Below are 22,407 nucleotides of genomic sequence, written 5' to 3'. Positions count from 1 at the left end.
TTTTAGCTTTTCAGTTGATATTGATAAGGTGTTCTGGTATAAAACGCGGCTCTTCGCGACCGGGTCGGTTAGGCTTTGAGCAACAAAGCTTCAGATCGCTCGTTGGAATGTAAGTAAATTAATCAGTTTCTTGCCGAACGCCTGTCTGTGTCAGTCAGGCACAGTTTAATGGCGCAAAACGCAAACGAGGCGACACAATGTCTAAGGTATGTATGGTTACTGGTAAGCGTCCAGTTACCGGCAACAATGTTTCTCACGCAAAGAACCACACTAAGCGTCGTTTTTTGCCAAACTTGCAAACTCACCGCTTTTGGGTTGAGTCTGAAAAGAAATTCGTTAAATTGCGCATCTCTACCAAAGGTATGCGCATTATCGATAAAAAAGGAATCGACCAAGTATTGGCCGAAGTTCGTGCACGCGGCGAAAAAATTTAATTTCGCCCAATACGCTGAATCTTAGGAGCATCCATCATGCGAGAGAAAATCCGTTTAAATTCCAGCGCTGGCACTGGTCATTTCTACACTACGACTAAAAACAAGCGCACTATGCCTGAAAAAATGGAAATCAAAAAATTTGATCCAGTAGCTCGCAAACACGTGATCTACAAAGAAGGCAAAATTAAGTAAGTTATATCGTATGTTTTTTGAGGCGTAGGTTTTAGCCTCAAATTAGATAAGTGAAACTTATTTGATTATAAAAAAAGACCTGAGTGATCAGGTCTTTTTTTATTAGTTTTGCTTCGTCTCTGAACCAGTGGTTTGCGTATCTGCTGCCTGCTAGGTTACTTCTAAGACTGGCCATTGTTTTAATTACGATCATTTTGTTTGGCAAGTCCTCTTCTTGTGCAATTCTTCTGTTGTGAATAAGTAGCTGGTTCATTAACCTGTTTTCGATAGGTTATTACCAGATTTATCCACAGGTTTCTCTTTTATTTACCGCTGCTTTATTTTTGTGAATAAGTTTCGAGTAATTCTTAGTTTCGATATAAGTTGTGTCAGTAAACTTAAAGTAGCATCGGATTTTGGTGCGTTTTTCGTTAAAAATTAACGACTTATATGTATTTGTAACAATCAGCTAAGTTTTTTCTGCCAACACAATGTCAGCCAAATAGTTCTTTAAAACTTCAATATGATGAGTTTCTCATCATAAACTTCGGTTGTTGCGCAAGTCCTTGATTTTGTTATTCACATGCAGGGTTAATGAGTTTTTCAGATTGATCGATTAATACTCATAAAAATCAATAATATTGAATAAAATCTTGGTAGACGTTCTATGCAACAGAGTAAGTAAGTGATTGCTTTAATATTGTCAGCAAGGTTACCCACTAAGTTATGCACAGATTCTGTTGATATGTTTGCATGTCTTGATTAATCGCGCCAAAGCCACGATAACCTAACGCGTTCGACGCAATTTAGCTCAGCGTTACAAAAGCCAAAATGAATCTATTCGCCAGCGTTATTTTTGGTGTGCTAGGAATTTAATACTAATAATTATTGCTAACTTATTGATTTGAAAATATTTAAATGATTTTCTATTGACTGGTTCGTAGATTTTTGATTTGAATAAGTCTTGTTATTTCTTTTGAATACAATTAGTACCTTGCTCTTATACTAGGCGAGTTCATTGGTGTAGCACCTTTGTGTTTCTTGAATAATTGCAAGTATTTTTTCGTTAAAAAACGTCTTTTTTCTCGCTTGCAATAAAAGTTATGCACAGATATTGACTGCGTCGATTTGAGCTTTTTATCTCATAAAAATATACGAACAAACATCCGTTTTTTTAACAACTGATGCTTTGGGTATTTCCCTATCGATTGCGGAGAGAATTTTCTTGAGGTTTGATTCAGAAGTCCGAATTCGCGTAACAGAGTTAGCGTAACAAGAGAGTCAATTGATCATGAGACAACTTACGCCATTGCTTTGCGCTCGATTTGTGTTGGCGTTTATGTGGATATATCAAGGCTTGGTCCCCAAATTGATACGTGTCGCACCGGTAGAACTCGAAATCACGGCCCAGCTGGGATTTAGTGTCAACACGACTTACCTGCTCATTAAATTGGTGGGGTTACTAGAGGTGCTTTTTGGTGTGTTGGTATTTTTTGCGTATCGCAATATTGTGGTGTTGATTGTAAATCTTGTCGCGCTTTTATCGTTAGTGGTGATGGCGCTAGTTCTAACACCGCATATTATGCTGGCAGCCTTTAACCCTATAATCACCAACTTGCCTTATCTGGTGCTTGGGTGTTGGTTATTACAATCCGCAAAACGTGCTTGTTAATGATGATCGTGGTTTAAGCACCGGAACATCTAAGATCTTGCTCTGCGATTAATGCCTGAGAAGTTTTGATATCCCTAAAACCGCCCTTGTTTATAGAAGGAAGTTTTCTTGCCTGAGTTACCCGAAGTAGAAACCACAAAGCGTGGTATTGCGCCGCATTTGGTTGGAAAAAAAGTACGGGAATTAACCGTTCGTAATGGCAAGTTGCGCTGGCCGGTTCCAGATATTATGCCTCGTGAGATAAAGGGCCATAAACTGCTCGATATTTCTCGTCGAGGTAAATATCTATTGTTTGAATTCGAACGCGGAGTAGCACTGTGGCATCTGGGTATGTCGGGTTCTTTGAGAATTTTATTACCGGGCGAGGTACCCGAGCCGAAAATTCACGAGCATGTTGATTTACGTATGGCCGATGGCACCACCTTAAGGTTTAACGACCCCAGGCGCTTCGGTGCACTGCTCTGGTCAGAGCATCCGGTGCAAGAGCATGAGCTTCTTGCGCATCTTGGGCCAGAGCCTCTGACGGACGAATTTAACTGGGAATATCTTTTCCAAAAATCTCGCGGCCGCAAGGTTCCAATTAAAACCTTTGTTATGGACAGCAAAGTTGTTGTCGGTGTTGGCAACATCTATGCGAACGAAGCGCTTTGGGCGAGCGGAATAAAACCGGATAAGGCTTCGGGAAAGGTTACTAAACCTCAGTATCAGCTTCTGGTGGATGAGATCAAAGCAGTTTTATCACGTGCTATTACCCAAGGTGGAACAACCTTACGCGATTTTACGGGTGGGGATGGCAAGCCAGGATATTTCGCGCAAAAACTCAATGTGTATGGGCGTGGCGATCAACCTTGTCGTCGATGTGCGAAACCATTAAAAGAAATTCGTATCGCCAATCGCTCAACGGTGTACTGCAACATCTGTCAAAAGTAGTGTTAGCTCTGATGGTTGCGCCTCAGAGCTAACGCGGAGATTTAACTCTCCGAAAATTTATCTTTTAAGCACTGAGCAATAATAGGTGGCACAAATTTGCTGACGTCGCCGCCTAATGAAGCAATTTCGCGAACCAAAGACGATGAAATATAGCTGAGATGCTCGGCGGGTGTTAAAAATAAACTCTCCATTTTGGGAGACAGAGCGCGATTCATATTGGCAAGCTGAAATTCGTATTCAAAGTCACTCACGGCGCGCAGCCCGCGCATAACCGCTTGCGCGTTTTGCTCTTCGACCATTTTCGCCAATAATACATCGAAACCGATAACCTCAACGTTATCAAGATGCGCCAGAACCAATCGCGCTTGTTCAACCCGTTCTTCCATGGTGAACAGGGGATTTTTTCTGCGGTTTGCAGCAACCGCGACTACAACATGATCAAACAGTCGGCAGGCCCGCTCAACGAGATCGATATGACCGTTGGTAATTGGGTCAAAAGTGCCCGGATAGACAACTTTTTTCATGCTGGGGCTCCTTTATTATTCACTTTTACACCCAGTTTTTCGGGGCGAGAATAGTACCAATTTAAGTAATTGGTACAAGTTCACTTTTCGTCTTAATGTGCGGCGGCACTCAGTAAGTAAAACTCAACCTGACCCGCAGACTTCTGGCGATGTATTTGCCAGTGATTGCTGAGAACTAGGTTGTGATTTTTGGGTGCTTCTAAATAAAGAAAGCCTTCTTCTTTGAGCAGCTGTTTTTGCTCAATGATTTCTAATGTACGCTGCCAGAGATCTTTCGCAAACGGGGGATCGCAAAAAATAATATCGAATGTTCCTGTTTGCGCGATATCGACAGCGTCGAGCCAAGCTAGCGTATCGGTGGCGATAATTTTCCCGTTACTGCAACCAAGCTCCTGCAAATGTGCACCGAGTTTACGACACACCTGATTATCCAGCTCTAACATGACGACTTGATTGGCGCCCCTTGAAAGCGCTTCAAATCCAAGCGCTCCAGAGCCGGAATATAAATCGAGGACATTGGCACCAGGAACTTCAAATTGCAGCCAATTGAACAGGGTCTCTCTGACTCGGTCACCAGTTGGCCGCAGCCCATTGACCTCCATGAAATCCAATTTTCGACCGCGCCACTTGCCGCCGATAATGCGCAGGCTAGAGGCGGATTGGCTCGGCGGAGAGTGTTTCGTGGGATTTTGAGTTTTGGGCTTGCCAACAGAGCGACGCGTCACGGCTTTTTTGCCCCGAAATTGTCTAAGCGTGAAAGCCACTTTATATTGCCGAGGCGGCGATTGATGTCGGTCACTTGGTAACGCGTGCCGGTTAAAGTGACAGAAATTGATTTAGCCATGAAAAATTCTGAGATTAGCCTGTTCAGTGGTAGCATATGCCCTTAGCGTGGGCGCAGAAGTTCGTATTAAAATGCCCGACATTTGCTGCAAATTTCCACTAACTATCAAGAAGGTAAACCAGTTGCGTAACCTTCATCTTGCAGAGATTATCCATAAAACTCATGTTTTTTAAACGTAAATCGAAAAAGAATACTCCTGAAGAAACCCCCGTTGATGCTCAGCTTGAATCATCGGCGGTGGTTGAATCTGTTACGGCTCCTGCGCCGGTTGAAGAAAAACCCGCGAAAAAGAGCTTTTTCCAACGCATTAAATCTGGCTTAACACGCACCAGTAACACGCTCAGCAATGGTCTTGCAAATCTGTTGCTTGGTAAAAAAGAAATCGATGACGAGCTGCTTGAAGAAATCGAAACGCTGTTATTGAGCGCCGATATCGGTATCGAGGCAACGTCAGAAATTATCGATGGTTTAACCGCAAGTATTGAACGTAAGCAGCTCACAGACGGTGATGCGGTTTATCAAGCGTTACAAGCTCACCTTACACAAGTTCTGGACGGAGCCGATAAGCCACTGGTTATCGACACCACTAAGCAGCCTTTCGTGTTGTTGGTTGTTGGCGTAAATGGCGTGGGTAAAACCACGACCATTGGCAAGTTGGCCAAACGTTTTATCAATGAAGGTAAATCGGTTGCCTTGGCCGCTGGCGATACTTTTCGTGCGGCTGCGGTTGAGCAGTTACAGGTTTGGGGTGAGCGCAATAATGTGCCAGTGATTGCACAGCACACCGGTGCCGATAGCGCCTCGGTGATCTTTGATGCGATTCAGTCGGCCAAGTCGAGAAATATCGACGTGGTTATTGCCGATACCGCCGGACGACTGCACAACAAAAGCAATTTGATGGATGAGCTATCAAAAGTGAAACGCGTGATGGCCAAGCTTGATGTCAGCGCGCCGCACGAAGTTTTGCTGGTGCTCGATGCGGGTACCGGACAGAACGCACTAAACCAAGCTCAGCAATTTCACGAAGCCGTGGGCGTTACCGGTTTTGCGTTAACCAAACTGGATGGTACAGCTAAGGGCGGGGTTATTTACGCGCTTTGTAAGCGTTTTGATATTCCTGTGCGATTTGTAGGTGTGGGTGAAGGGGTTGATGACTTGCAACCATTTTCTGCAAAAGACTTTACTGCGGCTTTGTTTTCCAGAGAACCAAGCTAGTCCATTATGATTGTATTTGACCGCGTCAGTAAAAAGTACGGTAGCCGCGATGCATTAAGTGAACTCAGTTTTGAATTAAAAACGGGGGAATTTGCCTTTCTAACCGGTCACTCTGGCGCCGGTAAAAGTACGCTTCTTAAATTGGTCATGCTGATTGAGCGAGCTACACGCGGCCAAGTTTGGGTTAAGGGACAAAACTTAACCCAGCTTGGAGACCGACAAATCCCGTATCTGCGTCGTGATATTGGCGTAGTCTTTCAGAATCACCAATTGCTCGCCGATCGCAATGTTTTCGATAACGTCGCACTACCTTTGCAGATTGCCGGTTTACGCGGTCGAGAAATTGGTCGTCGAGTACGCGCGGCCTTAGATAAGGTTGATCTGCTCGACAGAGAAAAACAATTCCCTATTTCTCTATCCGGTGGTGAACAACAGCGCGTTGGTATTGCCAGAGCTGTGGTTAATAAACCGTCTTTGGTGCTGGCGGACGAACCAACGGGTAATCTTGATCCTGAACTTTCGGCAGAAGTAATGAAACTATTTCTGCAATTTAACCAAGTTGGAGTAACGGTTCTTATCGCCAGCCATGATATTGCTTTGATTCGTGCCATGGGTCGGCGGGTACTGGGCCTATCGGAGGGTAAGCTGGTGCACGATGACATCTTGTCTGTCTCAAGACCCGCGGCCTCAAATCCGGCGGCTTTTCAAGATTAATTTGGCCATATTGTAAAGAATGGATGTGCGCACATGTTAGGGCCGAAAACTGACCGAGCTAAAAACCAAGGCTCAGCAAATTCACGATCGCAAAAGACGGAAAGTTTTTTGTCTCGCCACGCCAATAAACCGGCTTCTCGCGATTCTAAATCTACAAGAAGTCAACGCACCAATGAACCCAAAAAAGCGTCTCGTGCTAGCTCAGCGGGAGCCACTCAAAGCAGAACCCGATGGCAAGAACAGCTAAATGCTTACGGACTGCATCACGTTGATAGTGCGCGCAGTTCTCTGGAGCGTTTATTGTCGGTTCCTGCCCAGAGCCTGCTAACTTGCCTTGTCATTGCCATCGCTCTTGCCCTTCCGGCCATCTTGTACGTGGGTTTAATAAATGTGCAGAGTCAGGCTGAAAACTGGGATCGTCCCGCAAAAATGACCGTGTATCTCAATAAAAAAGCATCGGATACCGCGATCGAGCAGCTCATCAAAACACTTAGAAGCCGCGAAAATATCGATGAACTAGAGTATATCGACGCACAGCAAGGGCTTATCGAATTTCAAAAGGTGTCGGGTTTTGGCGATATCTTAAATTCGCTCGATGAAAATCCGCTACCAAGCGTCATAGTCATCAGTCCAAAAGAAACACGGGTTGATCTTTTAGAGCCGTTAAAAGACGAGCTTAGTAATAACCCCATCGTTGATTCCATTCAATTGGATTTACAATGGGTAGCGAGGCTCCAGCAGTTCGCGCTTTTGGCACAACGAATCGTGTTTGCAATGACCGCTATATTGGGCTTATCGGTCATCTTGGTGATTGGTAATATCATCCGTTTAGCGATCGCCAGTCGTAAAGACGAGATTGTGGTCGTGAAGCTCGTCGGGGCTACTAACGCTTTTGTGCGTAGACCGTTTCTTTATACCGGATTTTGGTACGGTTTAGGCGGTGGATTCCTAGCGTTGTTGATTGTTATCGCCGCGCAAATTTGGTTGGATGGCCCAATCACTCGGTTGACCGAGCTTTATGGCTCGTCTTATCAAGTGCATGGTTTGAGTGCTACCGATAGTGCCATCTTGGTATTTGGCGCATGTGTGCTAGGCTCTTTAGGTGCTTGGGTCGCGGTATCGCGCCACTTGGCGGCAATTAAGCCCAGTTGAAAGCACATATTTATAAAAAAATTGCCAAAAGACCTTGAAATTTAAAGAATCGTCCCAAGACTTGATCCAAAGCATATTTGTTAGGTATTTCAAGTTCTTAGGTGAACTACCAAAATTTTGGCGTTCTAACTAACTAGTGTTACGATTCTTCCCTCATTACTTTGGAGGTATTCATGGGAAATAACTTACAGCCTTTACACGTTCTTGCTCCAGGGCAAAATCTGAACGCGTATATTCAGGCCGTAAACAACTTCTCAATTCTCTCTGCCGAGGAAGAAAAGCAGCTGGCAGAGCAGTTATACTATGAAGAAAATTTAGAAGCGGCGCGTCGATTAGTCTTAGCGCATCTTCGCTTTGTGGTTCACATCGCCAAGTCATACAGCGGTTACGGTCTGAACCAATCTGATCTTGTGCAAGAAGGCAACGTTGGCTTAATGAAAGCCGTTAAGCGCTTCAACCCTGAAAAAGGCGTGCGCTTAGTATCGTTTGCGGTTCACTGGATCAAAGCAGAAATACACGAATACATCTTGCGCAATTGGCGCATTGTTAAAGTCGCCACTACCAAGGCTCAGCGCAAGTTGTTCTTTAACCTTCGCGGCGCCAAAAAACGCCTAGCTTGGTTAACCAATGACGAAGCTGAAGCCGTAGCAAAAGATCTGAACGTCGAAGTGAAACACGTTCGCGAGATGGAAGGCCGTCTTGCCAGTACCGATATGGGCTTTGACGCCGGTGTTGATGACGACGATGAAGTTGCATTTCAAGCTCCGTCTAATTATCTAGAAGATAACCGCTACGATCCGGCCACTCAACTAGAAGACGCAGATTGGGAAGAAAGCAGCACTAACAGCCTAGAGTCTGCCATTGAGCAACTCGACGAGCGTAGCCGCGACATTTTGCAGCAACGTTGGTTGAGTGACGAGAAGTCCACCTTGCATGATCTTGCGGCTCAATACGGTGTTTCTGCCGAGCGTATTCGACAGCTCGAAAAGAACGCTATGAAAAAGGTGCGTACCATAATCGAAGCCTAATCTTGATGTGTGGTAAATACTGAAAAAGCCGTGCTTGCACGGCTTTTTTATGTCTGTACACCGAGTAATTGCTCAATAATGACCTATTCGGTCGTAAACTAGAGTATTATCCCGCCCCAAATCGAACAGTCCATTTGCTCGAACAGTTTCGTCAGTGACAGATGTTCGTCTAGATGCATATTCACAGTGTTCTAAATAATGACTAAATTTTTCGCTTTATTTGCCGCTTTCAACGGTCTTGTCGCGGTCATTCTGGGTGCCTTTGGTGCTCACGGCTTAAAAGGCAAGATTCCTGAAGTGCTGCTTAGCGCTTATCAAACCGGTGTTCAGTACCATTTTTATCACATTCTTGCGCTGCTATTCATTGTTGCGTTGGCAGTATTGAAGCCGGTAAGTCGTTGGTCGCAATTAAGCGGATGCTTTTTTATTGCCGGAATTATTTTGTTTTCGGGAAGTTTATACGCGATTGCCTTGGGTGCGCCTCGTTGGATCGGCCCGGTTACACCACTCGGCGGTCTATCGTTTATGTTAGGTTGGGTGATGTTATTCATTCACCTAATTAAAACTGATCTTACTTTTATCGACTAATTTTTTACTGAATTACGTTTCATGTCAGATATTTCATACCCCACTAAACCGGAATTTAAAGAAAAATCCATTCGCAGTTTTGTCATTCGCGCAGGCAGAATGACAGACAGTCAAAAACGCGGCTTTGAATCCGCGTGGCCCGAGTTTGGCTTGAGCTTGTTTTCGGGTCGAATAGATTTGGAAAAAACCTTTCCCAATGTTGGCCCGTTGGTTGTAGAAATCGGATTCGGTATGGGCGACTCACTGCTTGATATGTGTATTAATGAGCCTGAGAAAAATTTTATCGGAATTGAAGTTCATCCTCCTGGTGTAGGACGATTAATTAACAGTGCGCAAAAAGCCGGTGTTAAAAATTTAAAAGTATTTATGGCTGATGCTAATGATGTGATAGAGGATTGCATTCCTGATGATAGCATCAGTCGATTACAGGTGTATTTTCCTGATCCATGGCATAAAAAGAAGCACAATAAACGACGAATTATTCAGCCCAATTTTATTAATGCAACCCTGCCGAAATTAATTACCGGTGGCTGCTATCATTTTGCAACCGACTGGCAAGAATACGCTGAGCAAATGCTTGAAGTGTTAACAGAAGAAACTCGTATCGTTAATACCAGCTTAACTCAGGATTATTGCGAGCGGCCAGAGCACCGGCCAAAAACCAAGTTTGAACAACGTGGCGAAAATTTAGGACATGGTGTTTGGGATTTAATTTTCACCAAGCGTTAAACGTATAGGAGTTTTTGATTTATCCTGAATTATTAATCGCGCGAATTCGTACATCAATCTCACTAACAATAAGTTATTGAAATTGTAGAGAAATTAAAAATTCTATTGTAAACGATTAGCTTTGATTAAATGGTAAATACGTTAATCAAAGACTCCTATAGATTACTCGCAACCTTTCGAGCAGCACCCGGTAAATACATGTGTTATTCAATCGACACATCACCGGGTGTATATCTCACCGACATACCTACACAACGTAGACCTTCAGTCGGTTCGTACGGATCTTAATATTTCGATAATTTTTTGCTAACTAATTGGCGAGAAATAAACGTGAAATCTGAATCTCTAAATGTAATCTTCTTCGTTGCGATGATTTTTACGCTGGGAATGAGATGGTGTTGGATTAAGATATTGACTAACCAAAATATAAAGTAATAGCGACCGCATTGGTAACCTCCATGGTATAAGTGATAATTAAGATGTCCTGATGAAATAATAACACACAGTGCCAGCTTGAATGAATGTATAAAAATAAATTTTCTGAAATTAAAAAATTTTAGACAAGTTACGAAGTATTAACCGGATTAATTTTCAGGGATTAATTCAATTATTTTAAAAAATGGAAAAATAGTACGTTAATCACTGATTAACTATTTCACGAATCCCTTTCAAGAATCTATTTAAACTAGCGAAGTGATGATTATATTCATCACTCTTAAATTATATTAAAAAATAATTTCCCGTAAAAAATACATCGAAATATCGTTTTCCACATTCATTCCATCAACACTTAAAATTTTGAATTTTTGTACAAGTAGGTTTGTGGTAGGCGTCGTAAATACAACGACGTATCTTGAACAAACGATAAATAAAGGAAGCTCTGATTAACCTAGAGTTTCCAGCGACACAAGGATGTGTCGCCAATTTCAAGAACCGTAAGTGATTGAAATTGTGAAGAAATTGGAAATCGTATTTTCAATTTCTGTGCTCTGATTAAATCATGGATGAGTTAATCAGAGCTTCCTAAAGGTTCCTTGGTAAAAATTCTTTAGTAAAAGCTCTTTAATAAAAGTCCTTTAATAATAGGCGCTGTTTTAGGAAGCCATTAACTAGCATTTTAATATATTAAAATTTTCTACAAGTGGTAGTTTCTATTAAGTCAAAAAAATGGCTACAGTGTTTAAAAGAACCTTCCTAAAAAAATGTTTCGTCTGAAACCCCGCCGTTTATTTTTTTAATTCTTATACCAAGCCGACCATAAGTTAAATAAAACTATATTTTTTTTTCACAAGCTGGGCTCTATTGGATCTGTGATCTATACCTAAAAGACTTCCCAAACAGTTGGGTAATTCACACCTATATCTCGAGTTATTTTGGTGCCTGTTTTGGGGCCAGGGAAATCTCGTAATTACTCTAGGAGAAAATAGATGGTTGGAATGTTGAGAAAAATAATAAATAAAAAATCGCTGTTGGCGTGTTCAATTTCGGTGGCGGCACTGACACTAGGTGCATGCAGTAGCGGTGGTGGCGGTGGCAACTCCGGCAGTTCTACACCGGTGTCTGTGTTTGGCGAAGCAGCCAAAGGCATCGTGATTAACGGTGTAGTAACCGTTTATCCCATTACCGGTGGCGATATTGATACCAACACGGTTTTAGGAACCGGTGTAACCGATAGCACGGGTAGCTACGATAGTATTGAGCTTACGAATTATTCGGGTGGTCCCGTCGCCGTTCGTATTACAGCCGCAAGTGACGGCAGCACCATGATGCGTTGCGACTTATCCGCCGGTTGCGGAACAGGTATCGCATTTGGTGATGATTTTCCTCTTGAAGATTTTGAATTAGACGCCGTATTACCAGAAGTTACCGCTAATACTGTTTCTGTTGCGGTTACACCGCTAACAACAGTGGCCAGCCAGCTTGCATTAGCTAATTTTGCCATGGGTACCGAAACCGATATTTTAGCGGCGATTAATAACGCCAACACCAGCGTCGCCAATCGCTTTGGTCTATCTGGCAGTGTTACCGAATTTGATGTGGTTGATGTCACCAACCCGGCCGATGTCGCCTCCGCCGAACAAAGTTCGTTGCAGTACAACTTGTACAACGCGGCAATTGTACAAGCGATACTGAGTGACAACAGTGGGGTTTCTATTGCGCAAGCGGTACAAGCTTTTGCTAATCAATATGTTGACAATGGCGGCCTTGCCGATACCGAAATCGACGGTGCGCCTGGTATCACGTTAGAAGACGTTTTATTGGGAGCTTCCGTTGTTATCGATAGCGTGCAAATGCTGCTTGCCGATGCTGGATTAAATGTTGATTTGGGTTCTCTTGAAACCGCAATCGATACGCAAGCAATGATCGCTGGCAACGGCAGTACAGACCCCACCGATGGTACACCGGACGACAGCGTGGATGCAACTGAATTGCAGCTTGCGAAAGACGCGGTATCGGATGTTCGTACCTTGGTAACTAGCTTTGACGTAACTAGCTTTAATACGTTTGCGGATGAGTTGAGCCTTGCCGGTGACGCAATCAGCGACGGTACTCTTCAATCTCTTGAGGCTTTATCTCTCGCGTCTCAAGCAATTGCACGTGCCGTTGAGTTTATCGAACTTCAACAATCCACTGATTCGCAATACGTTGATTTAATCACCGGTATTACGGTTGCTATCAGCGAAGATACCTACACGGTTGATGAAGACGTTGTTGTCTTGGTGGACGACTTCACCGAAGTGAGCGTACCCGTATCGCTTGAAGCTGTGGCGAGTAATATCACATTGACCGAAACCATTGGCCAAACCACTAACGACGGCGGCGCCATTGATTCAATGGATACGGTAGACCCATCTGTTAGCACATCCGACTCAATCACCACCGAAGTTGATGTGACCTTAGATGTAAGCGGCAGCGCTGGAGTCGCAGGTGTTGTTTCTGTCTCCATCACCGGCGGCACGGCAAATGTTGCGCTAACAATTACCGATACCGACGCTGGTTTGGTCTCGGAAGATTTAGGCGATGGCACAACATTGTCTGGTGCAGGCTTAGAGTCACAATATGAAGCCACCAACGTCGGTTTGTCTTTGGATGTGGAAATTGCGCAATTAACGCTTGATAATCCAGTCACCTTCGAAGGATCAATATCATTCGATAGCAACGAAATTACCGGTAGCGATAGCGAGTTTTTGGGTGCGATCGTCGATAGCTCCGACAGTACAGGACTTGCCTTTATTACCGAGTTCAGCGAAAGCCTTGCGGTAGGTCAGGTCACACTGGCTTTATCTGGAGAGTTCGCAAACGCGTCTGGCGAAAGTTTAACGGCTTCTTTAACCGTTAATGGTGATGCAACGGGCCTATTATTTAGTTGTGTAGAAACCGAAAGCGTTGATCTAGCGACAGGCGTGTTAACCTTGTCTGAAGACTGCTTAGGTGAAACCGAAGACAGCTTTGTTGATGTTACCTTTGGCCTTGGTTTTGTGCTTGATCTAGACGGCGTGTTGAGCGATGTCTCCGTATTACTTGTTGGCGAACGTACAGGGTTAGATACCGCAACAACAACCGCGGCTATTTCATACGATGAAGTGCAATTGCAATTCGGGTTAGATTTAACAACGCTCACGACTGCACCCAGCGAAATTACCATCGTTAACCAAGACGACGTCGAAATTACTTTGGCGGAAGATTTAGACGGCGTTATTTCGGGTTCGATCAGTCTCAACGGAACTGTGTACGGTTTAATTGAAGAAAACGATAATGGCTTGGTAACAATCAATTATATTGATGGCGTCTTCGAGTCACTGTAGAAATCTCTGATTAATTCATCACGATTTAATCAGAAGACAGCAATTGACAATGCAGTTTCGAATCTACTCCCAACTTCAAGAACTTACCGTTCTTGAAGTTGGCGACAGATTCTTGTGTTGCTGGAAATTCTAAGTTAATCAGTGTTTTCTATTCATTGTTCAATTAATAAATTTACTACCCCTCTAAAAAGGACGTGCAAGCGTCCTTTTTTATCTCTGCTCATTTTTATATTTAACCTATTAAATTCAAAACAGCTGCGAAGATTATTTTTTAATTTAAACGGCAGAATAAGGCACGTCGGCTAAAGTTAAAGAAAAGCCTCTGGGAACCTCTGATCGACTCATCGATGATTTATTCAGAAGACGGACATTTCAAGCTCTTACCGCTCTTGAAATTGACGGCATATCCATGCGTCGTCAGAAACGATGGGTTAATCGGCGTTTTCATTAATAATAATTAACGTAATTGTTGGTACATTTTCTATGAAGAAGAGTTGTTTCTCTTGCCAAATTTTAATGCTGGTGTTGTTGACGGTTGTTCAGCCAGTAAATGCCAAAGATCATATCGTAAAAAAAGACAGTGGAATCTTTATTGAGGTCGAAAGTTTTTCTTATAGCGAACCCGCAGCCATTAAACAATTAATCGACAGTTTTGAAGGCCCAGAGCCAGATTCTGGTGAAGTGGCTTTTACCTTTAACAAAGCAGCGATTGGTGGCCGTTTTGGCAGTTGGGAAGTAGCGGTTTTTACACGTTACGATTATTTGCTCGAATTTAATTCCGACACCGTAGAATTGGTGTATCGCGAAGAAAACGATTTACCCTTCCCTATCGATCGCACCTACCACATTAATCTTGAACCAAATCATATTCAAGCCAATGGTATTTCGTTGGCCAAAAGTTTTCAGGTTCATAAAAATGTAATCCTAACGCCAACCATAAATTATCTCGATGCTGATTCTGTTACGCGTGGTTATTTACGAGGAGAGGTGAGTGTTGATGAACAAGGTGATTACGAGGGTGAGTTATTACTGAATTACATTTACGAAGAAGATATTTTGTTGGATCGCGAACAAGAAACCATTTCTGGAAAAGGTTATAGCATTGATTTTTCAGCCTATTGGCAAATTAATGATAAATTATATGCCGCACTCGACTTTGTAGATTTATATTCCGAAATTCAATGGAACGACGTAACCTTTACGCAAGCCAGAGCCAATACTAATAACGTTATTTTTGACGATGAAGGTCGTCTGCAAGCAGTTCCACTGTTGTCTGGAATTGAGAGTTTTCGCGACTTTACGCAAACCTTGCCTTTTCGCGGCAGGTACGAGATCACTTATAATTTTTATAAAAACCTCTCGCTTACTGGCGAAGTTAAACAGGTTGAAGAATATTTATACCCACGGCTTGCATTGGGGGCCGATTGGGGGCGCTGGGGTATTGCCGGTGGCTACCAATTTGAGACAGAGGCAATCGACTTGCGTTTAATAACACCTTATCTCGATTTGTTTCTGGCGGCCGATTCCAGTGATTACGAGGATGCGCGCAGTATCACCGTTGGTTTGAGCATTCGATTACCCATTTTTTAAGAAGTACTGATTAACCTAGAGGTTCCAGCAACACAAGGATGTGCCGGCAATTTCAAAAACAGCAAGTATTTGAAATCATGAAAAATTGAAAATCGTATTTTAAATTCTGACCTTTGAATAAATTGCGGAAGAATGCATCACATTTTTTGTCACAGCAATAACCTCTATTTTAAAAACCTGCTATTAAAGGAAACTCCGATTAACCTAGAGTTTCTCGCGACACAAGGATGTGTCGCCAATTTCAAGAATGGTAAGTGATTGAAATTGTGAAGAAATTGGAAATCGCATTTTCAATTTCTGTCCTCTGATTAAATCATGGATGAGTTAATCAGAGGTTCCTAAAGTAGGAAAAAATCGAGAGTCTTCACATAAATCGCAACTCTCCGATTAACCCTCCTTAATGTGTGCAGCGAACGGTAACTGATCCGGCGATTTTTATTCGAGTTAAAGCGTCAATTACTGTTTGTGTATAACATTAACAAAACCTACTGTGCCGTCAGAAGCGTTAGGTTAAGCCGCGTTATGTATTGTAAACAAGACTGATCTTGGTCTGATACAGCGCGGCCTTCTGGGCGTAGTCACATTTACGTTTTCTAACCGTAACGATTAGATACAAGACGTGCTTGTATCCTCCATTGATGCAGTTACACTAGCGCCTGCATTGCCTCGTTTTAAATGTTGGTCTTGTTTTAATTGATGGTATTAAAACCGTAAGTGTTCAGGGTTAAAAATATGTCTCGGTGGTTTGTGTTGTTGTGCGTAGCTTGCTTAAGTGGTTGCGAGACTGGTTATATCTGGTCTTTAGAATCGCTAGGTTTTCAACGTCAAGAAATTTACATTAACAGCCTCGGCAATTACCAAGATGAGTTAACCGCAGCCGAGCGAATTGTTGTGCAGTGCAGTGATGCCTCGGCACAGGCCGATACATGCACAAAAGAGTTAAAATCCGCGGCCACAGCTTTACAAAAACAGACCGATTCCTTTAAGCGTGCCGGAAAATTATGGTTTCGATCGGAGTCGAAGTCTCAAGAGTTTGATGAAACCGGTAGCCTTAAGCAACAAATGGCTGACATTAATAACGCTGCCGACTCAGTTATTGAAAAAGCCGTGGCAATTCGCAAACAACTCAAACGCGATAAATCAGAACAAAACACAGTCACCGATACATTAAATGAAGAGTTCGGTTTATTGCACACTCAAATGATCGAATTAAATCAAAAAGTTGATGATTTAACGTTTTGGATTGAAGCCGGATCATTGCTTCAGCCAGAATAATTCCCTTTCCGTAAAAGCAAATTGCGTTACTTGTAGAAGATGTCTACAAGAACGGCGCCGCTTGCCTGCTAATAATGGGCGATAGATGTTAATAGGAAATCTATTAGAACATCTATTCTTTGAGTGCTTTTCGTCCGTTTAAGTACCTAATTATCTTTCAAATTATCGTCATTCCTGAATTTGGAGAAGCAACACATGAGTAAAAAAGTAGCGGTAGTATTGTCCGGTTGCGGAGTCTTTGACGGCGCCGAGATATACGAGTCGGTATTTACATTGCTGCGTTTAAACGAAGCTGGCGCACGTATCGAGGCTTTCGCGCCGGATATCAAGCAATTGCACGTTGTAAATCATCTCAGTGGTGAAGTTGCCAAGGGTGAAACTCGAAATGTCTTGGTTGAGGCAGCACGAATTATGCGTGGTGATATTCAGCCTTTGTCTGAGGCCAAGGTCGAAGATTTTGATGCGCTAATCGTTCCCGGTGGTTTTGGCGCGGCAAAAAATCTGTGTGATTTTGCGGTAAACGGTGTTGGTTTACAGGTCAATGAAGAGTTTTTAGCCTTCGCCAAGCGTTTTCATGAAGCTGGTAAACCCATTGGTTTGATATGCATCTCCCCGGTAATGGCCGCCGCAATTTGTGGCGCGGGCGTAAAATGTACCATTGGCCGTGATCTAGACACCGCCAAGGCAATCGCTGAATTGGGCGGTGATCACCAAGACTGTGGCGCGCGCGAGTTTACATATGATGAAAACAACAAGCTCGCGACCACACCGGCTTATATGCTGGCCGAAAACATGATTGAAGCCAAAGAAGGTATCGATAAGTTGGTCGATAAAATATTAGAGGTCGCCTAAGCACTACTGTCGGAGTTCGTGCAGGTATCCATTGGAGGCAACCGCGTAAAAAACGCCCTTTTGCTTAGCGAAGCTAACCGCTAACACCGATGCGGAGGTGGGTCGCCACGCATCGCGTTTTGGCAGTTTCCAGGTTTCCAGCAACTTGCCGGTTTCGGCCGACCATAACTGCACGATCTGGTCGGGACGACCGGTAAGCAGGAGTCGATCATCGTCACTGAAGGCGGCCGTGGTGAAGCGGCTGCCGCGTGCTAAACGCTGGGCACTCAAAGGTAAGGTCGTTAAGGTCTTGCCGTTGGCGGTGTTCCAAATCTCGGCCTTGTCGTATTGAGCAACCACAAAAGCCGTTCTACCGCTGGGACTCAAGGCAACATCAACCACGTCGTCTTCGTAGCGCTTCTCCAGGACTTTTTTTCCCGTCGACAAATCCCACAATATTGCAAAGTCATCCTCTGAGCCGGTCAATACCAATTGGCCGTCATCGCTAATATCGATAGTCAATACTGTATCTTGATGGCGCAGAGTACGCACTAAAGAGTTTTTTTTGGCCGCATAGACAACCGCGGTATTATTGTTGAGAGCCGCCGCGACTAAATCAGCCTGATTTGAGGCCGCCAAATCCATCGGTTCCGCAGGAAGTTGTAAATAAGCACTTGCTTTCCCTGAGGTGGTTGACCAGAGCACAAAGTTTGACTCTTCTGCGGTTACTGCCCAGGCACCTTCCGGGGAAAACGCCGTAGCAACAATTTCTGAATAGTTGCCCTGAGTGTGGTTCCAATTAAAAATCCGCTCACCTTTACTCTCCCACAGGCTGGCACCGTGATAGATCGAACCAACTACCGCATGAGAACCGTCACGACTCAAAGAGGCGCTATACAGGCCCTGTTTGGCAACCTCAACCGAGCGTTTAGGTGACGCTTCAAAACAGCCGCTTAAGCAAAAGCTGAGCGACGCTAGCCAAACTATGTGTGCAGAAACTCGAACAGACATCCGAACCACTCTCATAACAATAATCAGAGTTATCGGCAAAAGCACAAGATTATTCAGAGTGTCCAGTAAAAATATATCATTTAGAAAATGGGCAACAATTCAAGCGATGAGCTCGGGCGAGAAAAGAAAAACAATAGGTCGGGTAGGCAGGCAATAAGGGAGAAAATTCGAGCGCCACAATAACGCTCGATGAAATATCAAGAAGACTTTTCGGTTGATAAGGCTTCGTGCTTATGGGCATTGTGCAAGACATCAATCATTTGATCTTCGGCCTCAAAGCGATGGGCAAGCGTTTCGCCCATAATCGATAAATCTCCAACTAGAGTGCTTAAATCGTCGATTTCGGCGTATTTATCGTTAAAATCGAGCAGGCTTTCGGTGGTTTTATCGATGGTTTGATAATAATCGGCGGCCTTTTTTAGACCTTCTGTATCCTCAAAGTGACGGCCTTCTTCGATTAAGTTCTCGTAAACTTCAAAATGACCGGCCGAAACGTAATCTACCAACAGCTGACACAGCTTTAATATCTTAGGGCCGTACTCAGGATCGCTGTCTTGGAAAGATTTAACACCACTTAAGCTGCAAAACAGAACCAAAAGCTCCTGACGCTCTGCCAGCCAACGATCAATAATTTCATTTACTCCGCCCCAGCGTTCTTGTGCGGTGCGACAGCCTTCCAACATGGTAATTCCTTAGTGTTTTTGTATTGTATAAAATGAATTCAAGATGCATGAATTTCATAACCACTGTATGAAGAAGATAGAATAACTCACGCCTGTGGGCAAGTAGAATCGAAACCCATGGTGAACTGAGTGATAAATCGTTACTTATGGAAAAACATTAAGACGATAAGAAGTAAACGCTATATTGCTTTGACGTTTTAAAGACGCAAAAAAGGCATAATCAAATTCGATAGCGATAATTTTTTGGAAATTGTCAAGAATGCCGTAAATCGTAAAGTTGGCATATGTCAACAGAAAAATCGGTGGCAAGCTAATCGACGCCATCACAAGTGATTCTACCTAACTACAACTAGATCGCACAATAAAAGTAGAATTTAATAACGAAACAGTATGTATATAACCACAGTTATTGTTGACGCTTGTTTAAAATGTTAGATAGTATTTATTCACTTACTCAGATGTACTCATGAACGCACAACGTTAATAAAATCTCCTCAAAAAATAGACCGAACAAAATGCATTTACCAAATGTAAGTTATTTCAGTAATTTGGTAATGGTTTTTTTACGCAAAAGATGGCATCCGTAAAAGTATAATTTGTAAAAGATGCAGTCGTTAAAAATACAGTTTGTAAAAAGGTGCCGTCTGTAAAATGTTATGTTTATAGGAAACTCTGATTAACCTAGAGTTTCTCGCGACACAAGGATGTGTCGCCAATTTCAAGAACGGTAAGTGATTCTTGGCAAGCACTTTTTCAAGTTTTTTTCGTCGCTCTTTTTATCTTAAAAATCACTTCGAAATTTGCCAGAACCTTGTCTTTAGAAAGCTTAATTCTTAGAACTAAAACCTTCTATTTAGGAAGCTTTGAAAACCCTTTTAATAAATGGCTTTCTTTTTCTTCCTGGACAAGAGGGCGCGCATTATACGCAACCTTTTGTTCTTGGCAAGCACTTTATTCAAGTTCTTTTCGATGGGCTTTTTTACTCAAAAATCACATCGAAAACTGCCAGAACCTTGCTTGAAAAAACTCAATCTTTATAGATGAATCTTTTCTTCAAGGAGCCTTTGAAAACCCTTCTACAGCAGGCTTTCTCTGTACCCCTTGGCAAGAGGGCGCGAACTATACGGAATATATTTTTAGCTGACAACTCTTTTTTAGAATTATTTTTACCAAAAGAAATAGAGCAATATTTGAACAATTATAAGCAGCGCAACTAACGGCATGGCCCAACGGGAAATTTTGGAAACTTCCTCTGGACTGTAGCTTTTCCCGTAACGTTCAAGTACAGGAATTAAAATAAACAACGCAATAAACAATATTCCCAATATAAGCAATAGATTCACTGTGTTTTACTCCTCTCTGGTTTTTACCTTTCTACTAGTTCAGAGTGTGTTATCACACAATTTCTCCCAGCATCTTTTGCTTTATACAGCGCTTTGTCTGCGTTTTCGAATACTTCAGCTATCGTACTTTCACCTTTAAAGGCACAAATCCCGAATGATGCGGTAACGGTTATGGGTTCTTTTTTAAATCTGAAAGCGGTAGTGGCAATTTTTTGCCTTGCATTATCAATTGCTTTTTCTGCCAAAGATATTTCGATATTAACCATAATTAATACGAACTCTTCACCTCCATACCTACAAACTAACCCCAAATTTCCTAATGCTTTTTTCAAGATTGTCGCAACAACTTTTAAAACACGATCACCAGTTTGATGGCCGTACGAATCGTTAAATTTTTTAAAATGATCGATATCGCACACACATATCATTAATGGCTGTTTGGTAGATTTCCATCGCTCGTATTCTAAATATATTTTTTGATTATAACTTTCACGATTGGGTAAGCCTGTCAATGGATCGTGTAATGACCTGTACTTATGCAACTCCAACTCTTGCTTTATCTTATTATTCTCTTCTGCCAGCAACTCTAATTGTTTTAAGAGCTCTCCTTCATAATTTTCGTCCACTTGGCTTTCAACAAAGACATCGAAGGTATTAAATTGCTGCGCAAGCTCATCCAACCCTTCATTCACTGAGTTTTTTAACAACTCTAACGTATCAATTTCATTAATGTCACTTTTTAACTTGTTTAAACCGTCGTTTAAATTATTTTTGCAATGTTGCAAATCTTTTATCTGCTCAGCTTTTATCTTATTTTTTTGACTGTATAAATCCGCTAATTTTTTTAATTCTACGTCAACCCAATTTAGATATTCTTCGAATTCTTTATTCGTCGTAGCTAATGCTTGTAAAAACAAATCTCGAACATCTTCCAAAACTACCACTACTTCAAACCAATTCAACCCATGATCTAAACGTTGTTTGGTTGCAATGAATTTTTCGCGCACACAATCTTCAATTTCAACACTGGTTATCATCTCATCGAGGATTTTTACAACCTTTTGCTCAATACTGGTAAATTCTTTTGAAGCAGGAGAATTATTATCTTCAATTTTTTTTTCGATCTTACGATATTTTTCCTCTACAAAATCGTCTGTTTCTTTTCGCTTAAGATCACTGATCTCTTCATCCGTATCAACTATCTCATCATGCTGCGGGTTTATTTTAGGTTCTTCTATTACACTAAATTCACCTTCAATTATTTCCGACTCTGATTCTTTTGGCGTTTCGTTGGGTGATTTTTTATCGAGAGGAGCTTCAGTTGGTTTTTCTTGGTTGTTATTCTGAGGTGTAACTTCTTCCTTTATTTTTGCTTTTGTGCCTAGAATTTTTTGCCACCAGGTTGGCCGCGATTCAATGATATCGCTAAGTGTGTTCGAATGAAGTTCCGATATCTCGCGCAGTAATTGGGGGTAAGCGTGAATATTTTTTGCTCTTTGGTTCAGTTGCTTGCCAAACTTCTGAATCTTTTGTTTTGTAGATGACTCTGGATTCAGCGATATTAATGACGAGACAAGGTTATCGAACGCCTCTTTGGTTACCGATTCGCGAGTCGCACGCCGACTGATCACCTTTTGTGCAACCGTTGCTAGGCTGTCGGCCTTAATCGGGCCCGAACTTCGGCTGATGATTTTTTTAAAAATCTCATCAAGATCAGGATCAACGGTCTCACAGGCGCGAGCAAGTACAGAAATGTTTTCTTGAAGCTTGTTGATCTGATTTTGGTATCGTCGCTGTTGTGTTTCTTGCTCATCTAACGCCGATAGATATTTGTCACGCCAGTTGGTGCTCATCATACCTCCTAACT

General features: G+C 42.6%; 20 protein-coding genes. 14 read left to right on the top strand and 6 right to left on the bottom strand.

Going from position 1 to position 22,407, the window contains the following annotated elements; genetic code table 11:
- Window positions 1–197 precede the first annotated feature (197 nt).
- The 4 genes from rpmB to mutM all read left to right on the top strand — a co-directional run bounded on the left by rpmB (window position 198) and on the right by mutM (window position 3,207).
- Window positions 198–434, top strand: coding sequence for a 50S ribosomal protein L28 (rpmB, locus tag ACYQ28_RS06890; protein ID WP_460049039.1), 237 nt, complete (start codon window positions 198–200; stop codon window positions 432–434).
- A 36-nt stretch (window positions 435–470) separates the two neighbouring features.
- Entirely contained in the window at window positions 471–626 is a 156-nt protein-coding gene (gene rpmG, locus ACYQ28_RS06885; protein WP_460049038.1) for a 50S ribosomal protein L33, read from the top strand.
- 1,270 nt (window positions 627–1,896) lie between these two features.
- Complete coding sequence (locus ACYQ28_RS06880) at window positions 1,897–2,277, top strand: DoxX-like family protein (protein WP_460049036.1); 381 nt, start codon at window positions 1,897–1,899, stop codon at window positions 2,275–2,277.
- Window positions 2,278–2,385: 108 nt separating this feature from the next.
- On the top strand, window positions 2,386–3,207 hold the full coding sequence (gene mutM, locus ACYQ28_RS06875) for a bifunctional DNA-formamidopyrimidine glycosylase/DNA-(apurinic or apyrimidinic site) lyase (RefSeq protein ID WP_460049035.1): 822 nt from the start codon (window positions 2,386–2,388) through the stop codon (window positions 3,205–3,207).
- 41 nt (window positions 3,208–3,248) lie between these two features.
- Here mutM and coaD read toward each other — a convergent pair whose 3' ends face one another.
- Window positions 3,249–3,731 (bottom strand): pantetheine-phosphate adenylyltransferase, encoded by a 483-nt coding sequence (gene coaD, locus ACYQ28_RS06870; protein WP_460049033.1) that lies wholly within the window; start codon window positions 3,729–3,731, stop codon window positions 3,249–3,251.
- A 92-nt stretch (window positions 3,732–3,823) separates the two neighbouring features.
- Window positions 3,824–4,495: a 16S rRNA (guanine(966)-N(2))-methyltransferase RsmD gene (gene rsmD / locus ACYQ28_RS06865; protein WP_460049031.1), complete on the bottom strand. Its 672-nt coding sequence runs from the start codon at window positions 4,493–4,495 to the stop codon at window positions 3,824–3,826.
- A 242-nt stretch (window positions 4,496–4,737) separates the two neighbouring features.
- Here rsmD and ftsY point away from each other — a divergent pair, with 242 nt between their 5' ends.
- From ftsY to elbB, 10 genes are all read left to right on the top strand, one after another.
- Complete coding sequence (ftsY, locus tag ACYQ28_RS06860; RefSeq protein ID WP_460049030.1) at window positions 4,738–5,790, top strand: signal recognition particle-docking protein FtsY; 1,053 nt, start codon at window positions 4,738–4,740, stop codon at window positions 5,788–5,790.
- Between the two features lie 6 nt (window positions 5,791–5,796).
- Window positions 5,797–6,504, top strand: coding sequence for a cell division ATP-binding protein FtsE (ftsE, locus tag ACYQ28_RS06855; protein WP_460049028.1), 708 nt, complete (start codon window positions 5,797–5,799; stop codon window positions 6,502–6,504).
- A gap of 33 nt (window positions 6,505–6,537) precedes the next feature.
- Window positions 6,538–7,656 (top strand): permease-like cell division protein FtsX, encoded by a 1,119-nt coding sequence (ftsX, locus tag ACYQ28_RS06850; RefSeq protein WP_460049027.1) that lies wholly within the window; start codon window positions 6,538–6,540, stop codon window positions 7,654–7,656.
- A gap of 173 nt (window positions 7,657–7,829) precedes the next feature.
- Window positions 7,830–8,684, top strand: a complete 855-nt coding sequence (rpoH, locus tag ACYQ28_RS06845; protein WP_460049026.1) for an RNA polymerase sigma factor RpoH — start codon at window positions 7,830–7,832, stop codon at window positions 8,682–8,684.
- A gap of 198 nt (window positions 8,685–8,882) precedes the next feature.
- Window positions 8,883–9,272 carry a DUF423 domain-containing protein gene (locus tag ACYQ28_RS06840; protein WP_460049025.1) on the top strand — a complete coding sequence of 130 codons (390 nt, stop codon included), beginning with the start codon at window positions 8,883–8,885 and terminating at the stop codon, window positions 9,270–9,272.
- 21 nt (window positions 9,273–9,293) lie between these two features.
- Entirely contained in the window at window positions 9,294–10,001 is a 708-nt protein-coding gene (trmB, locus tag ACYQ28_RS06835; protein WP_460049024.1) for a tRNA (guanosine(46)-N7)-methyltransferase TrmB, read from the top strand.
- Between the two features lie 1,427 nt (window positions 10,002–11,428).
- Entirely contained in the window at window positions 11,429–13,807 is a 2,379-nt protein-coding gene (locus ACYQ28_RS06830; protein WP_460049023.1) for a hypothetical protein, read from the top strand.
- Window positions 13,808–14,290: 483 nt separating this feature from the next.
- On the top strand, window positions 14,291–15,397 hold the full coding sequence (locus ACYQ28_RS06825) for a hypothetical protein (protein ID WP_460049022.1): 1,107 nt from the start codon (window positions 14,291–14,293) through the stop codon (window positions 15,395–15,397).
- Between the two features lie 732 nt (window positions 15,398–16,129).
- Window positions 16,130–16,672 carry a hypothetical protein gene (locus ACYQ28_RS06820; protein ID WP_460049020.1) on the top strand — a complete coding sequence of 181 codons (543 nt, stop codon included), beginning with the start codon at window positions 16,130–16,132 and terminating at the stop codon, window positions 16,670–16,672.
- Between the two features lie 195 nt (window positions 16,673–16,867).
- Window positions 16,868–17,524: an isoprenoid biosynthesis glyoxalase ElbB gene (elbB, locus tag ACYQ28_RS06815; protein WP_460049019.1), complete on the top strand. Its 657-nt coding sequence runs from the start codon at window positions 16,868–16,870 to the stop codon at window positions 17,522–17,524.
- A 3-nt stretch (window positions 17,525–17,527) separates the two neighbouring features.
- Here elbB and ACYQ28_RS06810 read toward each other — a convergent pair whose 3' ends face one another.
- The 4 genes from ACYQ28_RS06810 to ACYQ28_RS06795 form a co-directional block, all read right to left on the bottom strand.
- Window positions 17,528–18,514, bottom strand: coding sequence for a WD40 repeat domain-containing protein (locus ACYQ28_RS06810; RefSeq protein WP_460049018.1), 987 nt, complete (start codon window positions 18,512–18,514; stop codon window positions 17,528–17,530).
- 197 nt (window positions 18,515–18,711) lie between these two features.
- Entirely contained in the window at window positions 18,712–19,197 is a 486-nt protein-coding gene (gene rsd / locus ACYQ28_RS06805; RefSeq protein WP_460049017.1) for a sigma D regulator, read from the bottom strand.
- Between the two features lie 1,166 nt (window positions 19,198–20,363).
- The gene (locus ACYQ28_RS06800) at window positions 20,364–20,540 is read right to left on the bottom strand and encodes a hypothetical protein (protein ID WP_460049016.1); all 177 of its coding nucleotides are present in this window, start codon (window positions 20,538–20,540) and stop codon (window positions 20,364–20,366) included.
- Between the two features lie 23 nt (window positions 20,541–20,563).
- Window positions 20,564–22,393, bottom strand: coding sequence for a GGDEF domain-containing protein (locus ACYQ28_RS06795; RefSeq protein WP_460049015.1), 1,830 nt, complete (start codon window positions 22,391–22,393; stop codon window positions 20,564–20,566).
- Window positions 22,394–22,407 lie beyond the last annotated feature (14 nt).

The sequence above is a fragment of the Sessilibacter sp. MAH1 genome (assembly GCF_054658315.1).
This window is presented reverse-complemented; position numbering and strand designations above follow the sequence as displayed.

What these genes read in the sequence shown, in the direction of transcription:
- rpmB (WP_460049039.1), top strand. Translation starts at nt 198, where the DNA reads ATGTCTAAGGTATGTATGGTTACTGGTAAGCGTCCAGTTACCGGCAAC.
- rpmG (WP_460049038.1), top strand. Translation starts at nt 471, where the DNA reads ATGCGAGAGAAAATCCGTTTAAATTCCAGCGCTGGCACTGGTCATTTC.
- ACYQ28_RS06880 (WP_460049036.1), top strand. Translation starts at nt 1,897, where the DNA reads ATGAGACAACTTACGCCATTGCTTTGCGCTCGATTTGTGTTGGCGTTT.
- coaD (WP_460049033.1), bottom strand. Translation starts at nt 3,731, where the DNA reads ATGAAAAAAGTTGTCTATCCGGGCACTTTTGACCCAATTACCAACGGT.
- ftsY (WP_460049030.1), top strand. Translation starts at nt 4,738, where the DNA reads ATGTTTTTTAAACGTAAATCGAAAAAGAATACTCCTGAAGAAACCCCC.
- ftsE (WP_460049028.1), top strand. Translation starts at nt 5,797, where the DNA reads ATGATTGTATTTGACCGCGTCAGTAAAAAGTACGGTAGCCGCGATGCA.
- ftsX (WP_460049027.1), top strand. Translation starts at nt 6,538, where the DNA reads ATGTTAGGGCCGAAAACTGACCGAGCTAAAAACCAAGGCTCAGCAAAT.
- rpoH (WP_460049026.1), top strand. Translation starts at nt 7,830, where the DNA reads ATGGGAAATAACTTACAGCCTTTACACGTTCTTGCTCCAGGGCAAAAT.
- ACYQ28_RS06840 (WP_460049025.1), top strand. Translation starts at nt 8,883, where the DNA reads ATGACTAAATTTTTCGCTTTATTTGCCGCTTTCAACGGTCTTGTCGCG.
- trmB (WP_460049024.1), top strand. Translation starts at nt 9,294, where the DNA reads ATGTCAGATATTTCATACCCCACTAAACCGGAATTTAAAGAAAAATCC.
- ACYQ28_RS06830 (WP_460049023.1), top strand. Translation starts at nt 11,429, where the DNA reads ATGGTTGGAATGTTGAGAAAAATAATAAATAAAAAATCGCTGTTGGCG.
- ACYQ28_RS06825 (WP_460049022.1), top strand. Translation starts at nt 14,291, where the DNA reads ATGAAGAAGAGTTGTTTCTCTTGCCAAATTTTAATGCTGGTGTTGTTG.
- ACYQ28_RS06820 (WP_460049020.1), top strand. Translation starts at nt 16,130, where the DNA reads ATGTCTCGGTGGTTTGTGTTGTTGTGCGTAGCTTGCTTAAGTGGTTGC.
- elbB (WP_460049019.1), top strand. Translation starts at nt 16,868, where the DNA reads ATGAGTAAAAAAGTAGCGGTAGTATTGTCCGGTTGCGGAGTCTTTGAC.
- ACYQ28_RS06810 (WP_460049018.1), bottom strand. Translation starts at nt 18,514, where the DNA reads ATGTCTGTTCGAGTTTCTGCACACATAGTTTGGCTAGCGTCGCTCAGC.
- rsd (WP_460049017.1), bottom strand. Translation starts at nt 19,197, where the DNA reads ATGTTGGAAGGCTGTCGCACCGCACAAGAACGCTGGGGCGGAGTAAAT.
- ACYQ28_RS06795 (WP_460049015.1), bottom strand. Translation starts at nt 22,393, where the DNA reads ATGAGCACCAACTGGCGTGACAAATATCTATCGGCGTTAGATGAGCAA.